The sequence below is a fragment of the Methylobacterium sp. 17Sr1-1 genome, assembly GCF_003173775.1.
Classification (GTDB): Bacteria; Pseudomonadota; Alphaproteobacteria; order Rhizobiales; family Beijerinckiaceae; genus Methylobacterium.
Genome location: NZ_CP029552.1, coordinates 2276539 through 2296338, shown reverse-complemented (window position 1 = coordinate 2296338; position 19800 = coordinate 2276539). Strand labels below are relative to the sequence as shown.

Annotated in this window: 18 protein-coding genes; 15 read left to right on the top strand and 3 right to left on the bottom strand. The window is 70.5% G+C overall.

Annotated elements, in window-relative coordinates:
- Positions 1 to 103: 103 nt before the first annotated feature.
- The 3 genes from cdd (at position 104) to deoA (ending at position 2957) form a co-directional block, all read left to right on the top strand.
- On the top strand, positions 104 to 502 hold the full coding sequence (gene cdd, locus DK412_RS10360) for a cytidine deaminase (RefSeq protein WP_109971889.1): 399 nt from the start codon (positions 104 to 106) through the stop codon (positions 500 to 502).
- A 23-nt stretch (positions 503 to 525) separates the two neighbouring features.
- Positions 526 to 1347, top strand: coding sequence for a purine-nucleoside phosphorylase (locus DK412_RS10355; protein ID WP_109975178.1), 822 nt, complete (start codon positions 526 to 528; stop codon positions 1345 to 1347).
- Positions 1348 to 1643: 296 nt separating this feature from the next.
- Entirely contained in the window at positions 1644 to 2957 is a 1314-nt protein-coding gene (deoA, locus tag DK412_RS10350) for a thymidine phosphorylase (RefSeq protein ID WP_109971888.1), read from the top strand.
- A 288-nt stretch (positions 2958 to 3245) separates the two neighbouring features.
- On the opposite strand, the gene DK412_RS10345 is transcribed toward deoA, so the two are convergent.
- Positions 3246 to 3458, bottom strand: coding sequence for a hypothetical protein (locus DK412_RS10345; RefSeq protein WP_109971887.1), 213 nt, complete (start codon positions 3456 to 3458; stop codon positions 3246 to 3248).
- Between the two features lie 340 nt (positions 3459 to 3798).
- Between DK412_RS10345 and DK412_RS10340 the strand changes: the two genes are divergently transcribed.
- The 4 genes from DK412_RS10340 to DK412_RS10325 all read left to right on the top strand — a co-directional run bounded on the left by DK412_RS10340 (position 3799) and on the right by DK412_RS10325 (position 7682).
- A complete protein-coding gene (locus tag DK412_RS10340) occupies positions 3799 to 5232 on the top strand; it encodes a saccharopine dehydrogenase NADP-binding domain-containing protein (protein WP_109971886.1) in 1434 nt (477 codons plus the stop codon).
- 110 nt (positions 5233 to 5342) lie between these two features.
- Positions 5343 to 5909, top strand: a complete 567-nt coding sequence (locus tag DK412_RS10335; protein ID WP_109971885.1) for a Uma2 family endonuclease — start codon at positions 5343 to 5345, stop codon at positions 5907 to 5909.
- Positions 5910 to 5923: 14 nt separating this feature from the next.
- The gene (locus DK412_RS10330; protein ID WP_093570302.1) at positions 5924 to 6271 is read left to right on the top strand and encodes a hypothetical protein; all 348 of its coding nucleotides are present in this window, start codon (positions 5924 to 5926) and stop codon (positions 6269 to 6271) included.
- Between the two features lie 4 nt (positions 6272 to 6275).
- Complete coding sequence (locus DK412_RS10325) at positions 6276 to 7682, top strand: amidase (protein WP_109971884.1); 1407 nt, start codon at positions 6276 to 6278, stop codon at positions 7680 to 7682.
- A 295-nt stretch (positions 7683 to 7977) separates the two neighbouring features.
- Here the strand turns inward: DK412_RS10325 and gltX are convergent, their stop codons facing one another.
- Positions 7978 to 9324, bottom strand: a complete 1347-nt coding sequence (gltX, locus tag DK412_RS10320) for a glutamate--tRNA ligase (RefSeq protein WP_109971883.1) — start codon at positions 9322 to 9324, stop codon at positions 7978 to 7980.
- Between the two features lie 107 nt (positions 9325 to 9431).
- On the opposite strand from gltX, the gene DK412_RS10315 reads away from it, so the two are divergent.
- The 8 genes from DK412_RS10315 to DK412_RS10280 all read left to right on the top strand — a co-directional run bounded on the left by DK412_RS10315 (position 9432) and on the right by DK412_RS10280 (position 18190).
- Positions 9432 to 10418, top strand: a complete 987-nt coding sequence (locus DK412_RS10315; RefSeq protein ID WP_109971882.1) for a mitochondrial fission ELM1 family protein — start codon at positions 9432 to 9434, stop codon at positions 10416 to 10418.
- Between the two features lie 31 nt (positions 10419 to 10449).
- Complete coding sequence (trxB, locus tag DK412_RS10310; protein ID WP_109971881.1) at positions 10450 to 11439, top strand: thioredoxin-disulfide reductase; 990 nt, start codon at positions 10450 to 10452, stop codon at positions 11437 to 11439.
- Between the two features lie 109 nt (positions 11440 to 11548).
- Positions 11549 to 12439: a LysR family transcriptional regulator gene (locus DK412_RS10305; protein WP_048449273.1), complete on the top strand. Its 891-nt coding sequence runs from the start codon at positions 11549 to 11551 to the stop codon at positions 12437 to 12439.
- 261 nt (positions 12440 to 12700) lie between these two features.
- Entirely contained in the window at positions 12701 to 13180 is a 480-nt protein-coding gene (locus DK412_RS10300; protein ID WP_109971880.1) for a nucleoside deaminase, read from the top strand.
- A 330-nt stretch (positions 13181 to 13510) separates the two neighbouring features.
- Positions 13511 to 13777 (top strand): hypothetical protein, encoded by a 267-nt coding sequence (locus DK412_RS10295; RefSeq protein WP_109975177.1) that lies wholly within the window; start codon positions 13511 to 13513, stop codon positions 13775 to 13777.
- A gap of 163 nt (positions 13778 to 13940) precedes the next feature.
- The gene (gene acs, locus DK412_RS10290; RefSeq protein ID WP_109971879.1) at positions 13941 to 15890 is read left to right on the top strand and encodes an acetate--CoA ligase; all 1950 of its coding nucleotides are present in this window, start codon (positions 13941 to 13943) and stop codon (positions 15888 to 15890) included.
- 306 nt (positions 15891 to 16196) lie between these two features.
- Positions 16197 to 16505 (top strand): DUF485 domain-containing protein, encoded by a 309-nt coding sequence (locus DK412_RS10285; protein WP_109971878.1) that lies wholly within the window; start codon positions 16197 to 16199, stop codon positions 16503 to 16505.
- Positions 16502 to 18190 carry a cation acetate symporter gene (locus DK412_RS10280; RefSeq protein WP_109971877.1) on the top strand — a complete coding sequence of 563 codons (1689 nt, stop codon included), beginning with the start codon at positions 16502 to 16504 and terminating at the stop codon, positions 18188 to 18190. Before DK412_RS10285 ends, DK412_RS10280 begins: the two co-directional genes overlap by 4 nt.
- Positions 18191 to 18483: 293 nt before the next feature.
- Here the strand turns inward: DK412_RS10280 and DK412_RS10275 are convergent, their stop codons facing one another.
- Positions 18484 to 19767, bottom strand: a complete 1284-nt coding sequence (locus DK412_RS10275; protein ID WP_109971876.1) for a DUF3422 domain-containing protein — start codon at positions 19765 to 19767, stop codon at positions 18484 to 18486.
- Positions 19768 to 19800: the final 33 nt, after the last annotated feature.

The window sequence follows — 19800 nt, the reverse complement described above, 5'->3', positions numbered from 1 at the left end:
GAATGCGGGTGTAGGGCGCGCGGGGCGGCTTGTCGACGGGCTCGACGGCGGGCGTCCGGCCGGCCATGATCCGGCCGTTGACCAAACGGCCACCGGGACGAGGATGGATCCGACCGACACCCTGCTCTCCGCCGCGCGCGCGGCCCAGGCGCGGGCCCACGCGCCCTATTCGCGCTTCCGCGTCGGCGCCGCGATCCGCGACGAGGCGGGGGCGGTGCATGCCGGCTGCAACGTCGAGAACGCCGCCTATCCGGTCGGCACCTGCGCCGAGGCCGGGGCCATCGCCGCGATGGTCGCGCATGGTGGCCGGCGCATCGCGGCGATCCTGGTGCTCGGCGACGGCGAGGCGCTGGTCACCCCCTGCGGCGCCTGCCGCCAGCGCATCCGCGAATTCGCCGCCCCCGACACCCCGATCCACGTCGCCGGGCCGCAGGGCGTGCGAAAGACCTTCACCCTGGACGACTTGCTGCCCGCCTCTTTCGGCCCGGACAACCTCGCGTGAGCGCCCCGCCCGACGATCCCCGCGTGACCGAGGCCGCCGACTTCCTGCGGGCGCGCGGCGTCGACGGCGGTTTCGCGCTCGCTCTCGTCACCGGCACCGGGCTCGGGCCGCTGGCGGAGAGGGTCGAGGATCCGGTCGCGATACCCTACGGCGAGATCCCGCATTTCCCGGCCTCCGGCGTCTCGGGCCATGCCGGGCGGCTGGTGGCGGGGCGCCTCGGCGGAGAGCGGGTGCTGCTGTTCCAGGGCCGCGCCCATCCCTACGAGCACGGCCAGGCGGATGCGATGCGGGTGCCGGTCGGCGTGGTGGCGGCGCTCGGCGCCCCGCCGCTCCTCCTCACCAACGCCGCCGGCTCGCTCTTAGCCCAGGCCGGCCCCGGCCGCCTCGCGCTGATCAGCGACCACATCAACCTGTCGGGGATGAACCCGCTCTACGGCGAGCCCTCCGACGCCCGCTTCGTGCCGATGGTCGAGGCCTACGATCCCGGCCTGCGGGCGGCGCTGAAGGCCGCGGCGGCCGCGAGCGATGTACCCCTGCACGAGGGGGTCTATGCCTGGTTCTCGGGTCCGAGCTTCGAGACCCCGGCGGAGATCCGCATGGCGAAGGTGCTCGGCGCCGATCTCGTCGGCATGTCGACGGTGCCGGAGGTGATCCTTGCCCGCTTCTTCGGCCTCCGGGTCGCGGCGCTCTCGCTCGTGACGAACTACGCCGCGGGCTTCGCGGCCGGCGCCGAGATCGGCGCGCCCCATCACGCCGAGACCAAGCGGGTGGCGGCGCAAGCCGCGGAGGATGTCGGGCGGCTCGTCGTGGCGCTCGTCGCCGATCATCTGCGAGGGGCGGTATGACGTGATGACGGATTCCATCCCATCCGTGACGTCATCCTGAGAACCTTCTGGATTGACACCCAGAGATGTCACACCCTCCGCGTCATTCCGGGGCCGCGCAGCGGAGCCCGGAGTGCCGCAGGCACGCCCAGAACCGCCGATGGTCCAGGAAAGAGCCGACACCGTGCCGATTTGTCCTGTGCCACCTGAGTGTCCGGATTCCGGGCTCCGCTTTCGCGGCCCCGGAATGACCCGGTGGGTGTCAGGTCCGTCGAGCCGGTCGACCATCCGCTGATCCAACTTCCCGGAACCCTCCCATGACGCTGCTGCCGCAGGAACTGATCCGCCTCAAGCGCGACGGCCACGCGCTGCCGCCGGAGGCGATCGAGGCCTTCATCCTCGGCCTGACCGAGGGGCGGGTCACCGAGGGGCAGGCGGCGGCCTTCGCGATGGCGGTGTTCTTCCGCGGCCTGTCGCTGCCGGAGCGGGTGGCGCTGACCCGGGCGATGATGCGCTCGGGCACGGTGCTCGACTGGGACCTGCCCGGCCCGGTCGTCGACAAGCACTCGACCGGCGGCGTCGGCGACACGGTGAGCCTCCCCCTCGCCCCGATGGTCGCGGCCTGCGGCGGCTTCGTGCCGATGATCGCCGGCCGCGGCCTCGGGCATACCGGCGGCACCCTCGACAAGCTCGACAGCATCCCGGGCTACGTCTCGCAGCCGGACGTCGAGCTGTTTCGCCGCGTCACCCGCGCGGTCGGCTGCGCGGTGATCGGCCAGACGCCGGACCTCGCCCCGGCCGACCGGCGGCTCTACGCCATCCGCGACGTCACCGGCACGGTCGAATCCCTCGACCTGATCACCGCCTCGATCCTGGCGAAGAAGCTCGCGGCCGGCCTCCAGGGCCTCGTCATGGACGTGAAGGCGGGATCGGGCGCCTTCATGGCCCGCACCGACGAGGCCTATGGCCTTGCCGAGAGCCTGGTCACGGTGGCGAACGGCGCCGGCATGCCGACCCGCGCCCTCCTCACCGACATGGACCAACCGCTGGCCTCCGTCGCCGGCAACGCCGCCGAGGTGACGTATGCCATCGATTACCTGACCGGCCGTCGGCGCGAGCCGCGCTTCCACGCCGTCACCCTGGCGCTCGGCGCCGAGATGCTGGTCCTCGGGGGCTTGAGCCCCGACACGACCGAGGCCGCCGCGCGCCTGGAGAAGACCCTGGCCTCGGGCCGGGCGGCCGAGACCTTCTCCCGCATGGTGGCAGCCCTCGGCGGGCCGACCGACCTCGTGGCGCATCCCGAGCGCCACCTGGCCGCTGCGCCCGTGACGCGCCCGGTCGTCCCACCTCAGGGAGGCCGTGTCGCCGCCATCGCCACGCGGGCGATCGGCGTCGCGGTGATCGGCCTCGGCGGCGGCCGGACCCGCCCGGAGGATTCGATCGACCATGCCGTCGGCATCACCGACCTCGCGCCGGTCGGCGCCGAGGTCGGGCCGGACCGGCCGCTCGCGGTGGTGCATGCCCGCAGCGAGGCCGCCGCTGCGCGGGCGGAGGCCGAGATCGTGGCGGCTTATCAGGTCGGGTCGGAGGTGGTGGCGGAGCGGAAGGTGATCCTGGGGCGGGTCGAGTAGGATCTTGGCTTCAAGCCTGACAGATCGATCGTATCGATCTCTGCCGGACAGGCCTACCTGTCTCGACGTCATCCCGGGTTCCGCTTTCGCGGCCCCGGGATGACACGGAGGGCGTCAATTCAGGCGGTGAGCTCAAGCTGGCTTGCGGGGCGAGGCCGTCGGGTGGACGACGAGGCCGGATACGGACACCCCAAACACCAAGAAGGCGCCTGAGGGGCGTTTGCCTCGCCCCTGGCGCCTTGCTTGAAGCCGTCGAGTGCGTCGCCCCGGCGAGCCGGGGCGGGGCGATCAGCAGAAGTACTGGCCGATCTGGCGCTCGAGATCGTCGGTGATGCGGCCGCCGCGGGTCTCGACGAACTCGCCGATGCGCTGCTCCTGGCGGCGCTGGTTGGCGGCGTGAACCGAGCGGACGATGCGGCTGACGAGGGTGAGGATGCCGGGCTCCATGTCGGAGCGCTCCTCGACCGGGGTGAGCAGAGAGTGAGTGATGACCGCGAGCATGGGGATCTCCTGTGAGATTGCGCGCGGGCGTTTCCGGTGTTCTTGTTGCAACGCAATATGGATGCTGCCGCGCCGCACACAAGCGTCGCGGGTGCAGCGGCGCCATGCGATTCCGGCATGCCGCTTTTTGCGCCGCGGTTAACCCGACGGTCACGCTTGCCTGTTGCGCAGCAAGGGGTTGACCGGGGTTGACCCCGGGGACCCGACGCGTCAATCACCCGGTCGCGTGCCCCGTCGCCCGCGCGTCATGCTGGCCTGCTAGGCGAGCCGACCGGCCCGGGGGCGTCGCTCCCGCAGGCGGGGCCCATTGCCAACCACAAGTCCGGAGACCTTGAGCGCCATGACCGACTGGCCCGTCCACGGCCGCATCAGCGGCCCCATCGTGATGATCGGCTTCGGCTCGATCGGCCGGGGCACCCTGCCCCTGATCGAGCGCCATTTCACCTACGACAAGGCCAGGTTCACGGTGGTGGAGCCGTCGGACGCCCACAAGGCGCTCGCCGACAAGCACGGCCTGCGCTTCGAGCAGGTGGCGCTGACCAAGGACAATTATCGCGAGGTCCTGACGCCCCTCCTCACCGAGGGCGGCGGTCAGGGCTTCTGCGTCAACCTCTCGGTCGACACCTCGTCGCGGGACATCATGGAGCTGTGCCGCGAGATCGGCGCGCTCTACATCGACACCGTCGCCGAGCCGTGGCCGGGCTTCTACTTCGACAAGAACGCCGGACCCGCCGACCGCACCAACTACGCGCTGCGCGAGCAGATCCTCGACGCGCGCCGCCGCAAGCCCGGCGGCCCGACCGCGGTGTCGTGCTGCGGCGCCAATCCCGGCATGGTGTCGTGGTTCGTCAAGCAGGCGCTCCTCAACGTCGCGAGCGATCTCGGCCTGCAGACCCCCGAGCCGAAGACCCGCGACGAGTGGGCCGCGCTGATGCGCGAGACCGGTGTCAAGGGCATCCACATCGCCGAGCGCGACACCCAGCGGGCCAAGTCGGAGAAGCCGCAGGGCGTCTTCGTCAACACCTGGTCGGTCGAGGGCTTCGTCTCCGAGGGCAACCAGCCGGCGGAGCTCGGCTGGGGCACCCACGAGACCTGGATGCCGGAGAACGGCCGCACGCTCCCGAACGACGCGCCGGCGATCTACCTGCTCCAGCCCGGCGCCGATACCCGCGTGCGGTCCTGGACCCCGACCGCCCAGGCCCAGTTCGGCTTCCTGGTGACGCATAACGAGGCGATCTCGATCGCCGACTACTACACGGTGCGCCAGAACGGGAAGGCGGTCTACCGGCCGACCTGCCACTACGCCTACCATCCCTGCAACGAGGCGGTGCTGTCGCTGCACGAGATGTGGGGCCAGGCCGGGAAGGTGCAGGAGAAGCACCACATCCTCGACGAGAACGAGATCGTCGACGGTATCGACGAACTCGGCGTGCTGCTCTACGGCCACGGCAAGAACGCCTACTGGTACGGCTCGCAGCTCTCCATCGAGGAGACTCGCCGCATCGCCCCCTACCAGAACGCCACCGGCCTGCAGGTGACCTCCGCCGTGCTCGCCGGCATGGTCTGGGCGATCGAGAATCCCGAGGCCGGCATCGTCGAGGCCGACGAGATCGACTTCCGCCGCTGCCTCGAGGTGCAGACGCCGTATCTCGGCCCCGTGATCGGGGTCTACACGGACTGGACGCCGCTCTCGGGCCGCCCGGGCCTGTTCCCGGAGGACATCGACGAGAGCGATCCCTGGCAGTTCCGCAACGTGCTGGTGCACGGCGCGTAACGCGTAAGCTCGAGGCACCGCGCCCCGTGTTCGGGCGCGGTGCCTCACCGCAGCGGGCTGTCGCCCGTCCCCGCCCGGTGCTACGATCGGGGCGGTGACAGGGAGCCGTCATGTCGCTCGCGCTGCGGCGCGCCCCGCGGATGCGGGTCGCCGAATTCCTTGAGATGATCCGCGACCGCCCGGACGAGGAGCGCTGGGAGCTTCTCGACGGCGAGGCCGTGCTGATGGCTCCGCCGGGCGAGCGCCATCAGCAGATCGTGATGAGTCTCGGTCGCCAACTCGCTGCGCTGGCCGAGAAGCTGGGATGCCGGGCCCTGCCCGGGCTCGGCCTGCGCAACGACTTCGTCGATGATTACGCACCGATCCCCGATCTCGTCGTGCGCTGCGGTCCTCTTCTTCCGGACGGGTACGCTCGCGACCCGCTGATCGTCGCCGAGGTGCTGTCGCCCTCGACCATGCACAACGACCGTGGCCGTAAGGCAGAGTTTTATCAGGGTCTCCAGACTCTTCGCGCCTACCTGATCGTCTATCAGGACGAGGCCCGGGTCGAGGTCTGGTCGCGCGGGAACGGCCCGGACTGGTCCCTGCGCGTCCTCGGCCGGGACGACGTGATCCCGCTGCCCGATCTCGGCGGCGAGATCCCGGTCGCCGCCCTCTATCACGGCATCCCCCTCTGATTCCCGAGCCGCCCTTGCCCCATTTCGACGAATTCTACGCCAACAAGCTGCGCGGCTCCCTCGGGGTGACCGACGCCGAATCCGTGCTCGACCTGCGCGGCGCCCCCCGGCCGCAGGCCGAGGCCTCGCTCGCCGACATGCTGGAGCGCAGCCGCTTCGCCAAGGGCAAGACCGTGGCGGTGCGCCTCGACGGGCCGACCCCGGGCGGCGGCGAGACCCTGTTCCAGCCGGTCGGCCGCCAGCTCCTCGACGCCAAGCGCCGCGGCTGGGTCGAGCGGCTCCAGACCCTGCCGTCGCAGGACGGGCTCGGCTTCTACGTCGCGCTGGCCGGGCGGCCCGACAAGACGCCCGAGGCGCGCTGAGACGATGGCCCAGCCCTCCGCCGCGAACCCGGCCGACTTGCCCGCGACAGAACTCCTGCGCCTCTACGCCAGCCGCGCCCTCTCGCCGGTCGCGGTGGCGGAAGCCGTGATCGCCCGGGCCGAGGCCGCCGAGCCGCACCTGCACGCGCTCTACGCCTTCGCGCCGGAGGCGGCGCTCGACGCCGCCCGCGCCTCCGAGGCGCGGTGGATGCGGGGGGAGGCCCTGCCCCTCGACGGGGTGCCGGTCACCATCAAGGAGAACATCGCCGTCGAGGGCGTGCCGATGCCGCTCGGCACCGCCGCCCGGGACGACGTGCCGCCGAGCCCGCGCGACGCGCCGGCCACCGCCCGCCTGCGCGAGGACGGGGCGGTGATCGTCGCCTGCACCACCATGCCGGATTACGGCATGCTGTCCTCGGGCCTCTCCAGCTTTCATCCCCTCACCCGCAACCCGTGGGACCTGACCAAGGGCCCGGGCGGCTCCTCGGCCGGCTCGGGCGCGGCGGCGGCCGCCGGCTACGGCCCGATCCATCTCGGCACCGATATCGGCGGCTCGATCCGGCTGCCCGCCTCCTGGTGCGGGGTCGTCGGCCACAAGCCGAGCCACGGACGGGTGCCCCTCGACAACGCGTTCTACGGCCGCTGCGCCGGCCCCCTCACCCGCAGCGTCGCCGACGCGGCTCTGGCGATGCGCAGCATCAGCCGCCCGGACGACCGCGACCCCACCGCCTTGCCGCCCGCCGACCTGCCCTGGCTCGACCTCGACGGGCCGGCGCTGAAGGGCCTGCGCCTCGGGCTGGTGATGGAGAGCGGGGCGGGCCTGCCCCTCGATCCAGGCAACCGCGCGGTGATCGAGGCGGCGGTGCGGCTGCTGACCGAGGCCGGCGCGATCGTCGAGCCGGTCCCGGCCTACCTCAGCCAAAAGATGCTCGACGGGCTCGACCTGTTCTGGCGCCAGCGCGCCTCCCTCGACATCGAGGCGCTGGACGAGGCGCGCCGCGCCCGGGTGTTGCCCTTCATCCGCGACTGGGCGGCGGGCGGTTGGGACTTGAGTGGTGCGGCGGTCTTCCACGGCATGGGCCAGATGGCGGCGATGCGCGACGCGGCTCTGGCGGCGATTCGCCCGTTCGACTTCCTGATCGGACCGGTCTCGCCGAACCCGCCCTTCCCGGCCGAGCACGCCTCGCCGACCAACGACCCGGCCCGGGCGATGGCGCACATCGCCTACACGGTCCCGTTCAACATGTCGGAGCAGCCGGCAATCTCGGTCCCGGCGGGCTTCACCCCGGAGGGGCTGCCGGTGGGGTTGCAGATCGTCGGCAAGCGCTTCGACGATGTCGGGGTGCTGCGACTGGCGCGGGCGTTCGAAGCGATCCGGCCGGCGCTGCGGCCGTGGCCGGTGGTGGCCTGACTGGAACCGTACGGCTTCCGTGGAATCTGTTCGAGTAAGGATGAGGCGGCTCTCCCCTCTCCGGGCGATCCCGGGCAAGCCCGGGATCGCTCAAGGTGTGGGAGAGGGGCCGGGGGATCGAAGATCCCGCGTGAGGGTGGCACGCTTCAGTGTGAGTCGCTGAGCGTCGGGCCGGTAGCGGAACAGCCGGAGTTCTTATCCGGCACCGTCTCCACCCTCCCTCCTACCCCTCTCCCAAACGGGCGAGGGGATCCCGCGCTTTATCGATACAGGAATGGATCAGGTGGCGATCGGACTACGCCACCTCCCCCTTCAACCGCGCCAGCGCCCGCTCCCGCCCGATCAGCGGCAGCAGGCCGGCGAGGTCCGGGCCGTGGTCGAGGCCGGTGAGCGCGAGGCGCAAGGGGAGGAACAGCGCCTTGCCCTTGAGACCAGTGGCGGCACGCACCGCCTCCGTCACCTGCTTCCAGGTACCGGTATCCCACGGCTCCGGCGGCAGCGCCTCGCGGGCCACCGCGAAAAGGTCCGGCGTCTCGCCGGTCACCGGGGTCGCCGGGCCCTGCACCACCCGCCACCACTCGGCCGCGTCCGACACCCGGGTCAGGTTCGCCCGCACGACCTCCCAGAACGCTTGCGCCTTTTCCGGCGCGACGCCGATCGCGGCGAGGCGATCGGCCACCGCCGCGTAGGGCAGCCCGTGGACGACGCGGGCGTTGAGGCCGTCGAGCTCGTGCTCGTCGAACTTCGCCGGGGCCCGCGAAACATGGGCGAGGTCGACCAGCGCGGCCAGCTCGTCGAGATCGGCCACCGGCCGCACCGCCTCGGCCGAGCCGGTCAGCACCGCCAGCGCCGCGACGGCCATCGGCTCGTAGCCGGTCTCGCGCAGGCCCCGCAGGGAGAGGTGGCCGAGGCGCTTCGACAGCCCCTCGCCGCTCGCCGTGGTGAGCAGGTTGTGGTGGGCGAAGACCGGCACCGGAGCGCCCAGCGCGGAGAAGATCTGGATCTGGACCGCCGTGTTGGTGACGTGGTCCTCGCCGCGGATCACGTGGGTCACGCCGGTCTCGGCATCATCGACCACGGAGGGCAAGGTGTAGAGGTAGCTGCCGTCCTCGCGGATCAGCACCGGGTCGGACAGGCTGTCGGCCTCGACGTGGCAGGGCCCGCGCACGAGGTCGTCCCAGGTCACGGTGCCGGGATCGAGGCGGAAGCGCCAATGCGGCCGGCGCCCTTCGGCCTCGAAGGCGGCCTTCTCCTCAGGGGTGAGCTTCAGGGCGGCGCGGTCGTAGACCGGCGGCAGGCCGCGGCCGAGCTGGCGCCGGCGGCGGCGCTCCAATTCCTCCGCCGTCTCGTAGGCCGGGTAGAGGCGGCCCGCCGCCTTCAACCGCTCGGCGGCCGCATCGTAGATCGCCAGGCGCTCCGACTGGCGAAAGGTCCCGTCCGGGACGATGCCGAGCCAGGCCAGATCCTCCTCGATCGCCGCGGCGAATTCAGGCGTCGAGCGCGCCGTGTCGGTATCGTCGAGGCGCAGCCAGAACTGGCCGCCCGCCCGCCGGGCGAACAGGGCGTTGAACAGGGCCGGCCGGGCATTGCCGATATGGAGGAAGCCGGTGGGCGAGGGGGCGAAGCGAACGACGGGGGTCATGCCGGCTCTCGTAGAGCATCGGCCGAGCGGGGCGCAATCGCGCGGTGCCGGACCGCTCGACGGAGCACGCGCTTGACAGACCTTGTCCCGGCCCGCATCGCGGGCCCGTGGCCTCCCTCTCCCCTCTTCTGCCCTCCGGCACCACGGCCTGGCTGATCACCGACGGCAAGGCCGGCGATCTCGCGCCCTGCCGCGGCCTCGCCGAGGCCCTGGGGGTGGCGGCCGAGGAGCGCGTGGTCGCGCCGCGTCCGCCCTTCTCCTGGCTCGCACCGCGCGGCCCGGCCGATCCGCGGGAGCGGGCGCTGACGCCTCCCTGGCCCGACCTCGCCATCGCCACCGGGCGCCGGGCGGTGCCGGCGTTGCGCGCGGTCAAACGCCGCTCGGGCCGAAGAACCTTCACGGTGTTCCTGCGCGATCCGCGCATCGGTGCGCGGGCGGCCGACCTGATCTGGGTGCCGGCCCACGATTCGTTGCGTGCGCCCAACGTGATCGTGACCGAGACCGGCCCGCACCCGGTCTCCCCCGCCCGCCTCGCCGCCGCGCGAAGCGATCCCGATCCGCGTCTCGCCGGCCTGCCCGCCCCCCGCGCCGCGGTGCTGGTCGGCGGCGACAGCCGGCACGGGCGCTTTTCGGAGACGGACGCGCGCGCCCTGCTCGCCGGGCTGGAGCGCCTGGCCGGCGAGGCGGGCCTGATGATCACCGCCTCCCGCCGCACCCCCGAACGCCTGCGGGCGGCCCTGGCCGACCTCGCCCGGCGCCGCGGCGGGTTCTTCTGGGACGGCGGCGGCGAGAATCCGTACCTCGCGATGCTGGCGCTCGCCGACACGATCGTGGCGACGGCCGATTCGGCCAACATGGTGATCGAGGCCTGCGCCGCCGGCGTCCCGGTGCTGCTGTTCGAGCCGCAAAACGTCTATGCCCGCCATCGCGCGCTGTTCGAGGCCCTCAAACGGCACGGAACTGTGCATGTCTTCGACGGACGGGTTGAGTCGTTGCCGTCCAAGCCCTTAGACATGACACTCGCGATCGCGCAGGCTGTGGCGAATGCCTATATCGGGCATCGCGACGCGCTCGCCCGCCGTCAGGCTCGTTAGAATCTGACCGGCGGCAGCCCCGGAGATCCGTATGTCCACCACCAAGCAGGCTCCCCAGCACGAGAAGCTCGTGATCATCGGCTCCGGCCCCGCCGGATACACCGCCGCGATCTACGCCGCCCGCGCCATGGTCGAGCCGCTGCTGATCTCGGGCTTCCAGCCCGGCGGCCAGCTGATGATCACCACCGACGTCGAGAACTATCCGGGCTTCGCCGACGCGATCCAGGGCCCGTGGCTGATGGAGCAGATGCGCTCCCAAGCCGAGCATGTCGGCACCCGGATCGTCTCGGAATACATCGCCAAGGTCGATCTCGCGCAGAGGCCGTTCCGGCTCGAGGCCGATTCCGGCGCGGTCTTCACCTGCGACGCGCTGATCATCGCCACCGGCGCCCAGGCCAAGTGGCTCGGCCTGCCCTCCGAGGCGAAGTTCCAGGGCTTCGGCGTCTCGGCCTGCGCCACCTGCGACGGGTTCTTCTTCCGGGGCAAGGAGGTCGTGGTCGTCGGCGGCGGCAACACCGCGGTCGAGGAGGCGCTCTACCTCGCCAACCTCGCCTCCAAGGTGACGGTCGTGCACCGGCGCGACACTTTTCGGGCCGAGCGCATCCTGCAGGAGCGCCTGTTCAAGCACCCGAACGTCGAGGTGGTGTGGAACCACGCGGTGGAGGAGATCTGCGGCCGCGACAAGCCGTCCGCGGTCACCCATGTCCGCCTGCGCGACACGGTCACCGGCGCGATCACCGAGCGCAAGGCTGACGGCGTGTTCATCGCCATCGGCCACCAGCCGGCGACCGCGGTGTTCGAGGGGCAATTGCCCTTCCGGGCCGGTGGCTACCTCGAGGTGACGCCCGGCACCGCCATGACGGCGATCCCCGGCGTGTTCGCGGCGGGCGACGTCACCGACGACGTCTACCGGCAGGCGATCACCGCCGCCGGGATGGGCTGCATGGCCGCCCTCGAGGCGGAGAAGTACCTGGCCAACCTGGCGATCGGCGAACAGCCGCGTCAGGCCGCGGCCGAGTAGACGATCTGTACCGGGGCCGGGGATGAGCCCCGGCCCCGGCCTGTGGCGTTCGCTCTGAACTCACCGGTCCTCCTGGCCGGCCGGGGCTCTGGCGAGGGGTTTGACGGCCGTGGACTGGGACAAGATCCGGATTTTCCTCAACGTCGCCGAAGCCGGCAGCTTCACCAAGGCGGGCGACGACATCGGGCTCAGCCAGTCGGCCGTCAGCCGCCAGATCAGCGCGCTGGAGCGCGAGCTGAAGGCGCCGCTGTTCCACCGCCACGCCCGCGGGCTGATCCTCACCGAGCAGGGCGACCTGCTGTTCCGGGCCGCCCGGGACATGAAGATGCGGCTCGAGACCACGCGGGCCCGCCTCGTCGAGACGAGCGAGCGCCCGTCCGGCGACCTCAAGGTGACGACGACGGTGGGCCTCGGCACCGCCTGGCTGTCGCAGCGAGTGGCGGAGTTCCTCGACCTGCACCCGGACGTGCGCGTCGAGCTGATCCTGACCAACGAGGAGCTCGACCTCGCGATGCGCGAGGCCGACGTGGCGATCCGGCTCCGCCGCCCGGCCCAGCCGGACCTGATCCAGCGTCGGCTGTTCACCGTGCACTACCACGTCTTCGCCTCGCTCGAATACGTGAAGCGCTTCGGGGAGCCGAAGACGATCGACGACCTCGACAAGCACCGCCTGGTCTCGTTCGGCGGCGACCAGCCCTCCTACCTGATGGCGACCCACTGGCTCGCCACCGTCGGCCGCGAGGGCCGCGAGCACCGCACGATCCACTTCACGGTCAACAACATCTCGGCGCTCCAGCTCGCGGTCGAGACCGGCGCCGGCATCGGCATCCTGCCGGACTACGTCGCGGACGGGAACGAGCAGCTGGTGCAGGTTTTGCGCGACTACGAGATGCCGAACCTGGAGAGCTACCTCGTCTACGCCGAGGAGATGCGGACGGTCGCCCGCGTCCAGGCGTTCCGGGACTTCCTGGTCGCGAAAGCGCAGCGCTGGACGTATTGAGGGGCGATCCAGCGTGCGGGATCGGGTCCTGACGCCTTCGTCTGTCCCACTTGCGACCTCATCCTGAGGTGCGAACGCAGTGAGCCTCGAAGGAGACCTCCAGAGATCCCAGCGGTGTCTGGAGGCCTCCGCCTCGCTCCGGCCCCTCCGGATGCGGGCGTGGGTCGGAGAGAGGGTTGCGAAGCCGTCGCGCCTCCCCCTCCCCGCTTGCCTTTCCGTCCGCCGGCGCCATGCTCCTTAGGCCAGCCGAGAGGAGCTTCGATGACCGACGACGAGACCTTCATGGCGCGCGCCATCGCGCTGTCGGAGCGCACGGCGCTCGTCGAGAGCGCCGGCGGCGTCTTCGGCGCCGTGATCGTCCGCGACGGCGAGATCATCGGCGAGGGCGCCAACCGGGTCGTCGCCGAGAACGACCCGACCTGGCACGCCGAGATGGCGGCGATCCGCGACGCCTGCGGCAAGGAGGGCAGCTTCAAGCTGCCCGGCGCCACCCTCTACACCTCCGCCGAACCCTGCCCGATGTGCATGGCCGCGGCCTACTGGGCCGGCATCTCGCGGATCTTCTACGCCTCGACCAACGAGGACGCCCTGCGGCACGGCAATTTCGACGACAGCATGATCTACGAGGAAGTCCGCAAGCCGGCCGACCAGCGCAAGATCCCGATCCGCCAGATCATGCGCGCCGAGGCGATCGAGGTCTGGAAGCGCTACGAGGCCAAGACCGACCGGGTGCCGTACTGACGAACGGACGGATCGGTCGGCGCGGCAAGTCGATCCCGCGCGACGTCCATCCTCCTCTCCGTCATCCCGGGGCTTGTCGAAGACGAGAACCCGGGATCTCTCAACGTTGACGCTGGAGAATGAGGCGGATCGCATCCCGCTTCATCCTGTATGTTGGCAGTTATGGATCCCGGGCTCCGCTGCGCGGCCCCGGGATGACGATGGAGAAGCTTCGGAGCCGTCGACACATCGGACAAGTCCGGAAACCTGAGCCTTCGCCACACGTTGTGGTAGAGGATGGTCCAAGACGTCGATCTGGCTCGCGAGCCCGATCCCTGGAAGGAGGTTCCCATGCGTCGCACGCCCTGTCTCGCCATCCTCCTGGCGGCCGCCCTCGCCCCGGCCCCGCTCCTCGCGCAAGCGGAGCCGCCGGCCAGGGATCCTGGGATCACCGGCTCGCTTAGGCCCGCCACCCGCGACACCACCGGCGTCGGCCAGACCAAGCCGCCGGGCGCGCCGCTGGGGCCCGATGCCGGCCTGACCCCGGACTTGCAGCGACGCGACCGCGAGATCCAGCGCAAGATCGACACCGGGATCTGCGACGGCTGCACCGAGTAGGGCCGGCACGGTCGATCCCGCGCATTAATCCGGTCTGCATTAGACGGAATGATCGGTTGCAGGCGCGGCGAGCGGACGCCTAAACCGGCGGCAACCGGCCCGGCCACCGCGCCTCGCGAGAGCCCGAACGGGCCACCGACAGAACCGACATAGGGAGAGCGCCATGAACCAGCGGGTCGTCGAGGTCAGCCAGGATGCGCGCGCGCGGGCGCATATCGACGAGGCAAAGTATCAGGCCTGGTACGAGGCCTCGATCCGCGATCCGGAAGGCTTCTGGCGCGAGCACGGCAAACGGATCGATTGGTTCACGCCCTACGCCAAGGTCAAGGAGACGACGTTCGGCCCCGGCGACGTCTCGATCAAGTGGTTCTCCGACGGCGTCACCAACGCCGCCCATAACTGCATCGACCGCCATCTCGAGACCCGCGGCGATCAGGTCGCGATCATCTGGGAGGGCGACGACCCGTCGGAATCGCGCCACATCACCTACCGCGAGTTGCACGCGGAGGTGTGCCGGATGGCCAACGTCCTGCGCAACCGCGGCGTGTCGAAGGGCGACCGCGTCACGATCTACCTGCCGATGATCCCCGAGGCGGCCTACGCGATGCTGGCCTGCGCCCGGCTCGGCGCGATCCACTCGGTGGTGTTCGGCGGATTCTCGCCGGATTCGCTCGCCGGCCGCATCCAGGGCTGCGACTCGAAACTCGTCATCACCGCCGACGAGGGCCTGCGCGGCGGTCGCAAGGTGCCGCTGAAGGCCAATGTCGATGCGGCGATCCAGCGCCTGCCGGCTGACAGCGTCGACCACGTCATCGTCGTGCGCCGCACCGGCGGCGCGGTCGAGATGGACCCGGTCCGCGACGTCTACTACGACGCGGCGGCCGCCCAGGTCACCGACGAGTGCCCGGTGACGCATGTCGAGGCCGAGCACCCGCTGTTCCTGCTCTACACCTCGGGCTCGACCGGCCAGCCGAAGGGCGTGGTCCACACCACCGGCGGCTACCTCGTCTACGCGTCGATGACGCACCAATACGTCTTCGACTATCACGAGGGCGACATCTACTGGTGCACCGCCGATGTCGGCTGGGTCACCGGCCATTCCTACATCCTGTACGGGCCGCTGGCGAACGGCGCCACCACCCTGATGTTCGAGGGGATCCCGACCTATCCGTCGATCTCGCGGTTCTGGGAGGTCGTCGACAAGCACAAGGTCAACATCTTCTACACCGCCCCGACCGCGATCCGCTCGCTGATGGGAGCCGGCGAGGCACCGGTGAAGAAGACCTCGCGCCAGACCCTGCGGGTGCTCGGATCGGTCGGCGAGCCGATCAACCCGGAGGCCTGGGAATGGTACTACCGGGTCGTCGGCGACGAGCGCTGCCCGATCGTCGACACCTGGTGGCAGACCGAGACCGGCGGCATCCTGATCACCCCGCTCCCCGGCGCCACGCCGCTCAAGCCCGGCTCGGCGACGCGGCCGTTCTTCGGCGTCAAGCCGGTGGTGGTGGACGGCGACAACGTGGTCCAGGAGGGCGCCTGCGAGGGCAATCTCTGCATCGATGAATCCTGGCCGGGCCAGATGCGCACCGTGTGGGGCGATCACGAGCGCTTCGTCCAGACCTACTTCTCGACCTTCCCGGGCCGCTACTTCTCGGGCGACGGCTGCCGGCGCGACGCGGACGGCTATTACTGGATCACCGGCCGGGTCGACGATGTCATCAACGTCTCGGGCCACCGGATGGGCACGGCGGAGGTCGAATCTTCCCTCGTCGCGCACCCGAAGGTCTCCGAGGCCGCGGTGGTGGGTTATCCCCACGACATCAAGGGCCAGGGCATCTACGCCTACGTCACCCTGATGCAGGGCGAGGAGCCGTCCGACGCGCTCCGCAAGGAGCTGGTGGCCTGGGTGCGCAAGGATATCGGGCCGATCGCCTCGCCCGACCTGATCCAGTTCGCCCCCGGCCTGCCCAAGACCCGCTCGGGGAAGATCATGCGCCGCATCCTGCGCAAGATCGCCGAGGACGAGTTCTCCTCGCTCGGCGACACCTCGACGCTGGCCGAACCGGCGGTGGTCGAGGACCTGATCGAGAACCGGCAGAACCGCCTCAAGTGACCATGACGCGCTGACCCTTGGCCGGGACCCAGATCGGGCCCCGGCGATTTAATCCCGCGCGAGACGGTCGCGCTCATCAGACCTTCGTCGTAGGAAGAGGCGTTTCAGTCTCTTTGCGCTAGCATTCGCCGCGGAATCGGGTCATCCGCATTATTGCGCCGCAGCAACGGCAATCGGCGCAAGCTCAGCCTGGCGAGAACAGGCACTCAAACAGACCGAAGCATCGGCTTCATCGCCTCGTGTCGTTTTCGGCGCGCGGCGGAGCCATGTCTGGTCACAGAACCGAAACAAAAGGGAGGCCCGCCGATGGCAGGGGCAGACACCGCACGGGTTCTCGCGAGCCCTAAATTCCGCCAACTCGTAGCCGAACGCACCCGCTTCGGCTGGGTCCTGTCCGGCGCGATGCTGGCGATCTACCTCGTCTTCATCATGCTGGTCGCCTTCGCGCACGGCCTGATGGCGACGAAGATCGGCTCCGGCGTGACCTCGCTCGGCATCGTGCTCGGCCTCGTCGTCATCGTCTCGGCCTTCGTGCTCACGGGCATCTACGTCGCCCGGGCCAACGGCCGCTTCGACGACCTGACGCGGGACCTCAACCGGGAGCTCGGCCGATGACCGCGCGTCGCATCGCCCTCGTCACCACCCTCACGCTCCTCGGGGCGGGCGTGGCCTACGCCGCCGGTCCCGACCTCGGTGCCGTGCAGAAGCAGGCGACGAACTGGACCGCCGTCGCGATGTTCCTGCTCTTCGTGCTGGCCACGCTGGGCATCACCTACAAGGCCGCCGCGGGCTCGAAATCGGCGGCCGACTTCTACGCCGCTGGCGGCGGCATCTCGGCCGGCCAGAACGCGCTCGCCATCGCCGGCGACTACATGTCGGCGGCTTCGTTCCTCGGCATCTCGGGGCTGGTGTTCTCGTCGGGCTTCGACGGGCTGATCTACTCGATCGGCTTCCTGGTCGGCTGGCCGATCGTGCTGTTCCTGATCGCCGAGCGCCTGCGCAATCTCGGCAAGTTCACCTTCGCCGACGTCGCGAGCTTCCGCCTCGACCAGACCCGGATCCGCATCCTGTCGGCGACCGGCACGCTCGTCGTGGTGGCCTTCTACCTGATCGCCCAGATGGTCGGTGCCGGCAAGCTGATCCAGCTCCTGTTCGGCCTCGACTACCTCACGGCGATCATCGCGGTCGGCATCCTGATGATCGTCTACGTCGCCTTCGGCGGCATGAAGGCGACGACCTGGGTGCAGATCATCAAGGCCTGTCTCCTGCTCGCCGGCGCCTCGTTCATGGCGCTTGCCGTGCTGTGGCGCTACGGCTTCAACCCGGAGGCCCTGTTCGCGGCGGCCGTCGCCGAGCATCCCAAGCACGAGGCGATCATGGCGCCGGGCGGCCTCGTCGCCGATCCGGTCTCGGCGATCTCGCTGGGCATCGGCCTCATGTTCGGCACCGCCGGCCTGCCCCACATCCTGATGCGCTTCTTCACCGTGTCGGACGCGCAGGCGGCCCGCAAGTCGGTGTTCTACGCCACCGGCCTGATCGCCTACTTCTACATCCTCACCTTCATCATCGGCTTCGGCGCCATCACCTTCCTGATGGGCGATCCGAGCTACTTCAAGGCCGGGGCGAACGGCGCCTACGACCGGATCACCGGGCTGCTGGGCGGCTCCAACATGGCGGCGGTGCACCTCGCCAACGCCACCGGCGGCTCGCTCTTCCTCGGCTTCATCTCGGCGGTGGCCTTCGCGACCATCCTGGCGGTGGTGGCCGGCCTGACGCTCGCCGGCGCCTCGGCGGTCAGCCACGACCTCTACGCCCAGGTCTTCGCCCGCGGGCGCACCACCGAGGCCGGCGAGGTGCGGCTGTCGAAGATCTCGGCGGTCGTGATCGGCATCGTGGCGATCTATCTCGGCTACGTGTTCGAGAACCAGAACGTCGCCTTCATGGTCGGCCTCGCCTTCGCGGTGGCGGCGAGCTGCAACTTCCCGGTGCTCGCGATGTCGATCCTGTGGAAGGGCACCACGACGCTCGGCGCCCTCGTCGGCGGCCTGATCGGCCTCGTCAGCGCGGTGGTGATGGTGGTGCTGTCGAAGGCCGTGTGGGTCACCACCTTCGGTCATCCGGCGGCGCTCTTCCCCTACGACAACCCGGCCCTGTTCTCGATGCCGCTGGCGTTCCTCGGCATCTGGGCGGTCTCGAAGATCGACAACTCCGCCCGGGCGAAACGCGAGCGGGCGGCCTTCGAGGCGCAGTACGTGCGCTCCGAGACCGGCATCGGAGCGGCGGGCGCGCACGCGCATTGATGGGGCGAGGGGCGGCGGCGGTGGTCGCCGTCCCTTTTCCAGATTGTTCAAGGAGAGCTTCGTTTCTCTCCCCCTTTCCCGGACGACTGAAGCGCCAGCGGAAGGAGATCCGGGATCCATGAGAGAAGTGCCGCGAAGCGGCTCCATCTTTGCAACGTTGCAGACATAAAGACGCTTCGCGACTTTTCATGCTGGATTCCGGATCTCCTTCCGCTCACGCTTCAGTCGTCCGGAAAAGGGTTCGGCTTACGAGCAGCGTCTCGTGAGGCAGGCAGCGGAACGGAGCTGGCCTCTCAATGCCCGCCCGGCTCCGCATGCATCCGCCGGATCCGCCTGACCGTCCACCACACCCCCACCAGCACCAGCGGCACCGCCACGGCCGTCCCGATCGTCGCGTCCACCGGCAGGCCGGCATGGTGCGCACCCTCCAGGACGTGGTGGACGAGGCTCGCGACGTAGTAGGTGATCGCCGCGACCGACAGGCCCTCGACGGTCTGCTGCAGGCGCAATTGCAGCCGCACCCGGTCGTTCATCGCCTGGAGCTGGGCCTGGTTCTGGCGCTCCAGCTCGATGTCGACCCGGGTGCGCAGCATCTGCGCGGCACGGGCGAGGCGGCGGGAGAGCAGGTCCTGGCGCTCGGCGATCACCAGGCAGGTCCGGATCGCCGGGTTGTAGCGCCGGTTGAGGAACATCGACCAGCTGGTCTGCCCGGGCAACGCGTGCTCCGCCGCCGCGGTCAGGCGCAGGCGCACCAGCTCGTCGTAGGCGCGGGTCGCGCCGAAGCGGAACATCGTGCGCGACGACCCGGCCTCGAGCTCGGCCGCGAGGGCGATCAGCCGGTCGAGGAGGGCGTGGTTCTCGGCGAAACCCTCGCTGGTGCGCATCGCCTCCATCAGGGTGGGCAGCTCGGTCTCGATGTGCCGGATCGTCGGCCCCAAGCTCTGCGCCTCCGGCAGGCCGAGGAGCGCCAGCGTGCGGTAGGTCTCGATCTCGAGCAGGCGCTGCACCAGGGCCCCCGCGCCGAGCCGGCTCAGCCGCCGGTCGGCGACGACGATGCGGACGTAGCCGTGGGGATCGGGCTGGAAGTCGGTGGCGATCACCGCCGCCCCGCTCTCGGCCTCCGCCATGGCGAGCGAGGCGGCGTTGAAGGTCGAGACGATCTCGGACGGCAGCCCGCCGTCGACGGCCGGCAGGAGGTGCAGGTCGACCGCGACCAGGAGCGGGCCGGGCTGGGCCACCTCCCCCATCGCGCCCTCGAGCGCGTCGGGCTGAGGCTGGAAGGCGTGGCCGAGGGCGTCGCCGTATTCCCAGGTATAGGTGGTGAACTCGCTGTGGCTCTCCCAGCGCAGGATCGCGCCGGAAAAGACCACCCGGTGCTGCTTGGCGCCGGGCGTCGGGCCCGGATGGCCGAGGCCGGTGCAGTAGGCCTCCAGCGCGTCGCGGTCGGCCGAGGCGGCCTCGCCGTCGGTCAGGAAGGCGTAGTGCAGGAAGCGGCGCGGCGTCTTGACCGGGGTGAAGGGCCGGGCGTGAACCTCCGCCAGCACCCGCGCCCGCAGGGGGTGTTCGTCCAGCCGCATCCTTGCAAAGCCTTGCCTGTCGTCACGCTCCGG

Bases quoted from the DNA above. Each gene is read 5' to 3' on its own strand.
- gltX (WP_109971883.1), bottom strand. From the start codon at position 9,324: ATGACCCCCGTCGTTCGCTTCGCCCCCTCGCCCACCGGCTTCCTCCAT.
- DK412_RS10295 (WP_109975177.1), top strand. From the start codon at position 13,511: ATGCGTCGCACGCCCTGTCTCGCCATCCTCCTGGCGGCCGCCCTCGCC.
- DK412_RS10335 (WP_109971885.1), top strand. From the start codon at position 5,343: ATGTCGCTCGCGCTGCGGCGCGCCCCGCGGATGCGGGTCGCCGAATTC.
- trxB (WP_109971881.1), top strand. From the start codon at position 10,450: ATGTCCACCACCAAGCAGGCTCCCCAGCACGAGAAGCTCGTGATCATC.
- DK412_RS10340 (WP_109971886.1), top strand. From the start codon at position 3,799: ATGACCGACTGGCCCGTCCACGGCCGCATCAGCGGCCCCATCGTGATG.
- DK412_RS10300 (WP_109971880.1), top strand. From the start codon at position 12,701: ATGACCGACGACGAGACCTTCATGGCGCGCGCCATCGCGCTGTCGGAG.
- DK412_RS10275 (WP_109971876.1), bottom strand. From the start codon at position 19,767: ATGCGGCTGGACGAACACCCCCTGCGGGCGCGGGTGCTGGCGGAGGTT.
- cdd (WP_109971889.1), top strand. From the start codon at position 104: ATGGATCCGACCGACACCCTGCTCTCCGCCGCGCGCGCGGCCCAGGCG.
- DK412_RS10285 (WP_109971878.1), top strand. From the start codon at position 16,197: ATGGCAGGGGCAGACACCGCACGGGTTCTCGCGAGCCCTAAATTCCGC.
- acs (WP_109971879.1), top strand. From the start codon at position 13,941: ATGAACCAGCGGGTCGTCGAGGTCAGCCAGGATGCGCGCGCGCGGGCG.
- DK412_RS10345 (WP_109971887.1), bottom strand. From the start codon at position 3,458: ATGCTCGCGGTCATCACTCACTCTCTGCTCACCCCGGTCGAGGAGCGC.
- DK412_RS10280 (WP_109971877.1), top strand. From the start codon at position 16,502: ATGACCGCGCGTCGCATCGCCCTCGTCACCACCCTCACGCTCCTCGGG.
- deoA (WP_109971888.1), top strand. From the start codon at position 1,644: ATGACGCTGCTGCCGCAGGAACTGATCCGCCTCAAGCGCGACGGCCAC.
- DK412_RS10325 (WP_109971884.1), top strand. From the start codon at position 6,276: ATGGCCCAGCCCTCCGCCGCGAACCCGGCCGACTTGCCCGCGACAGAA.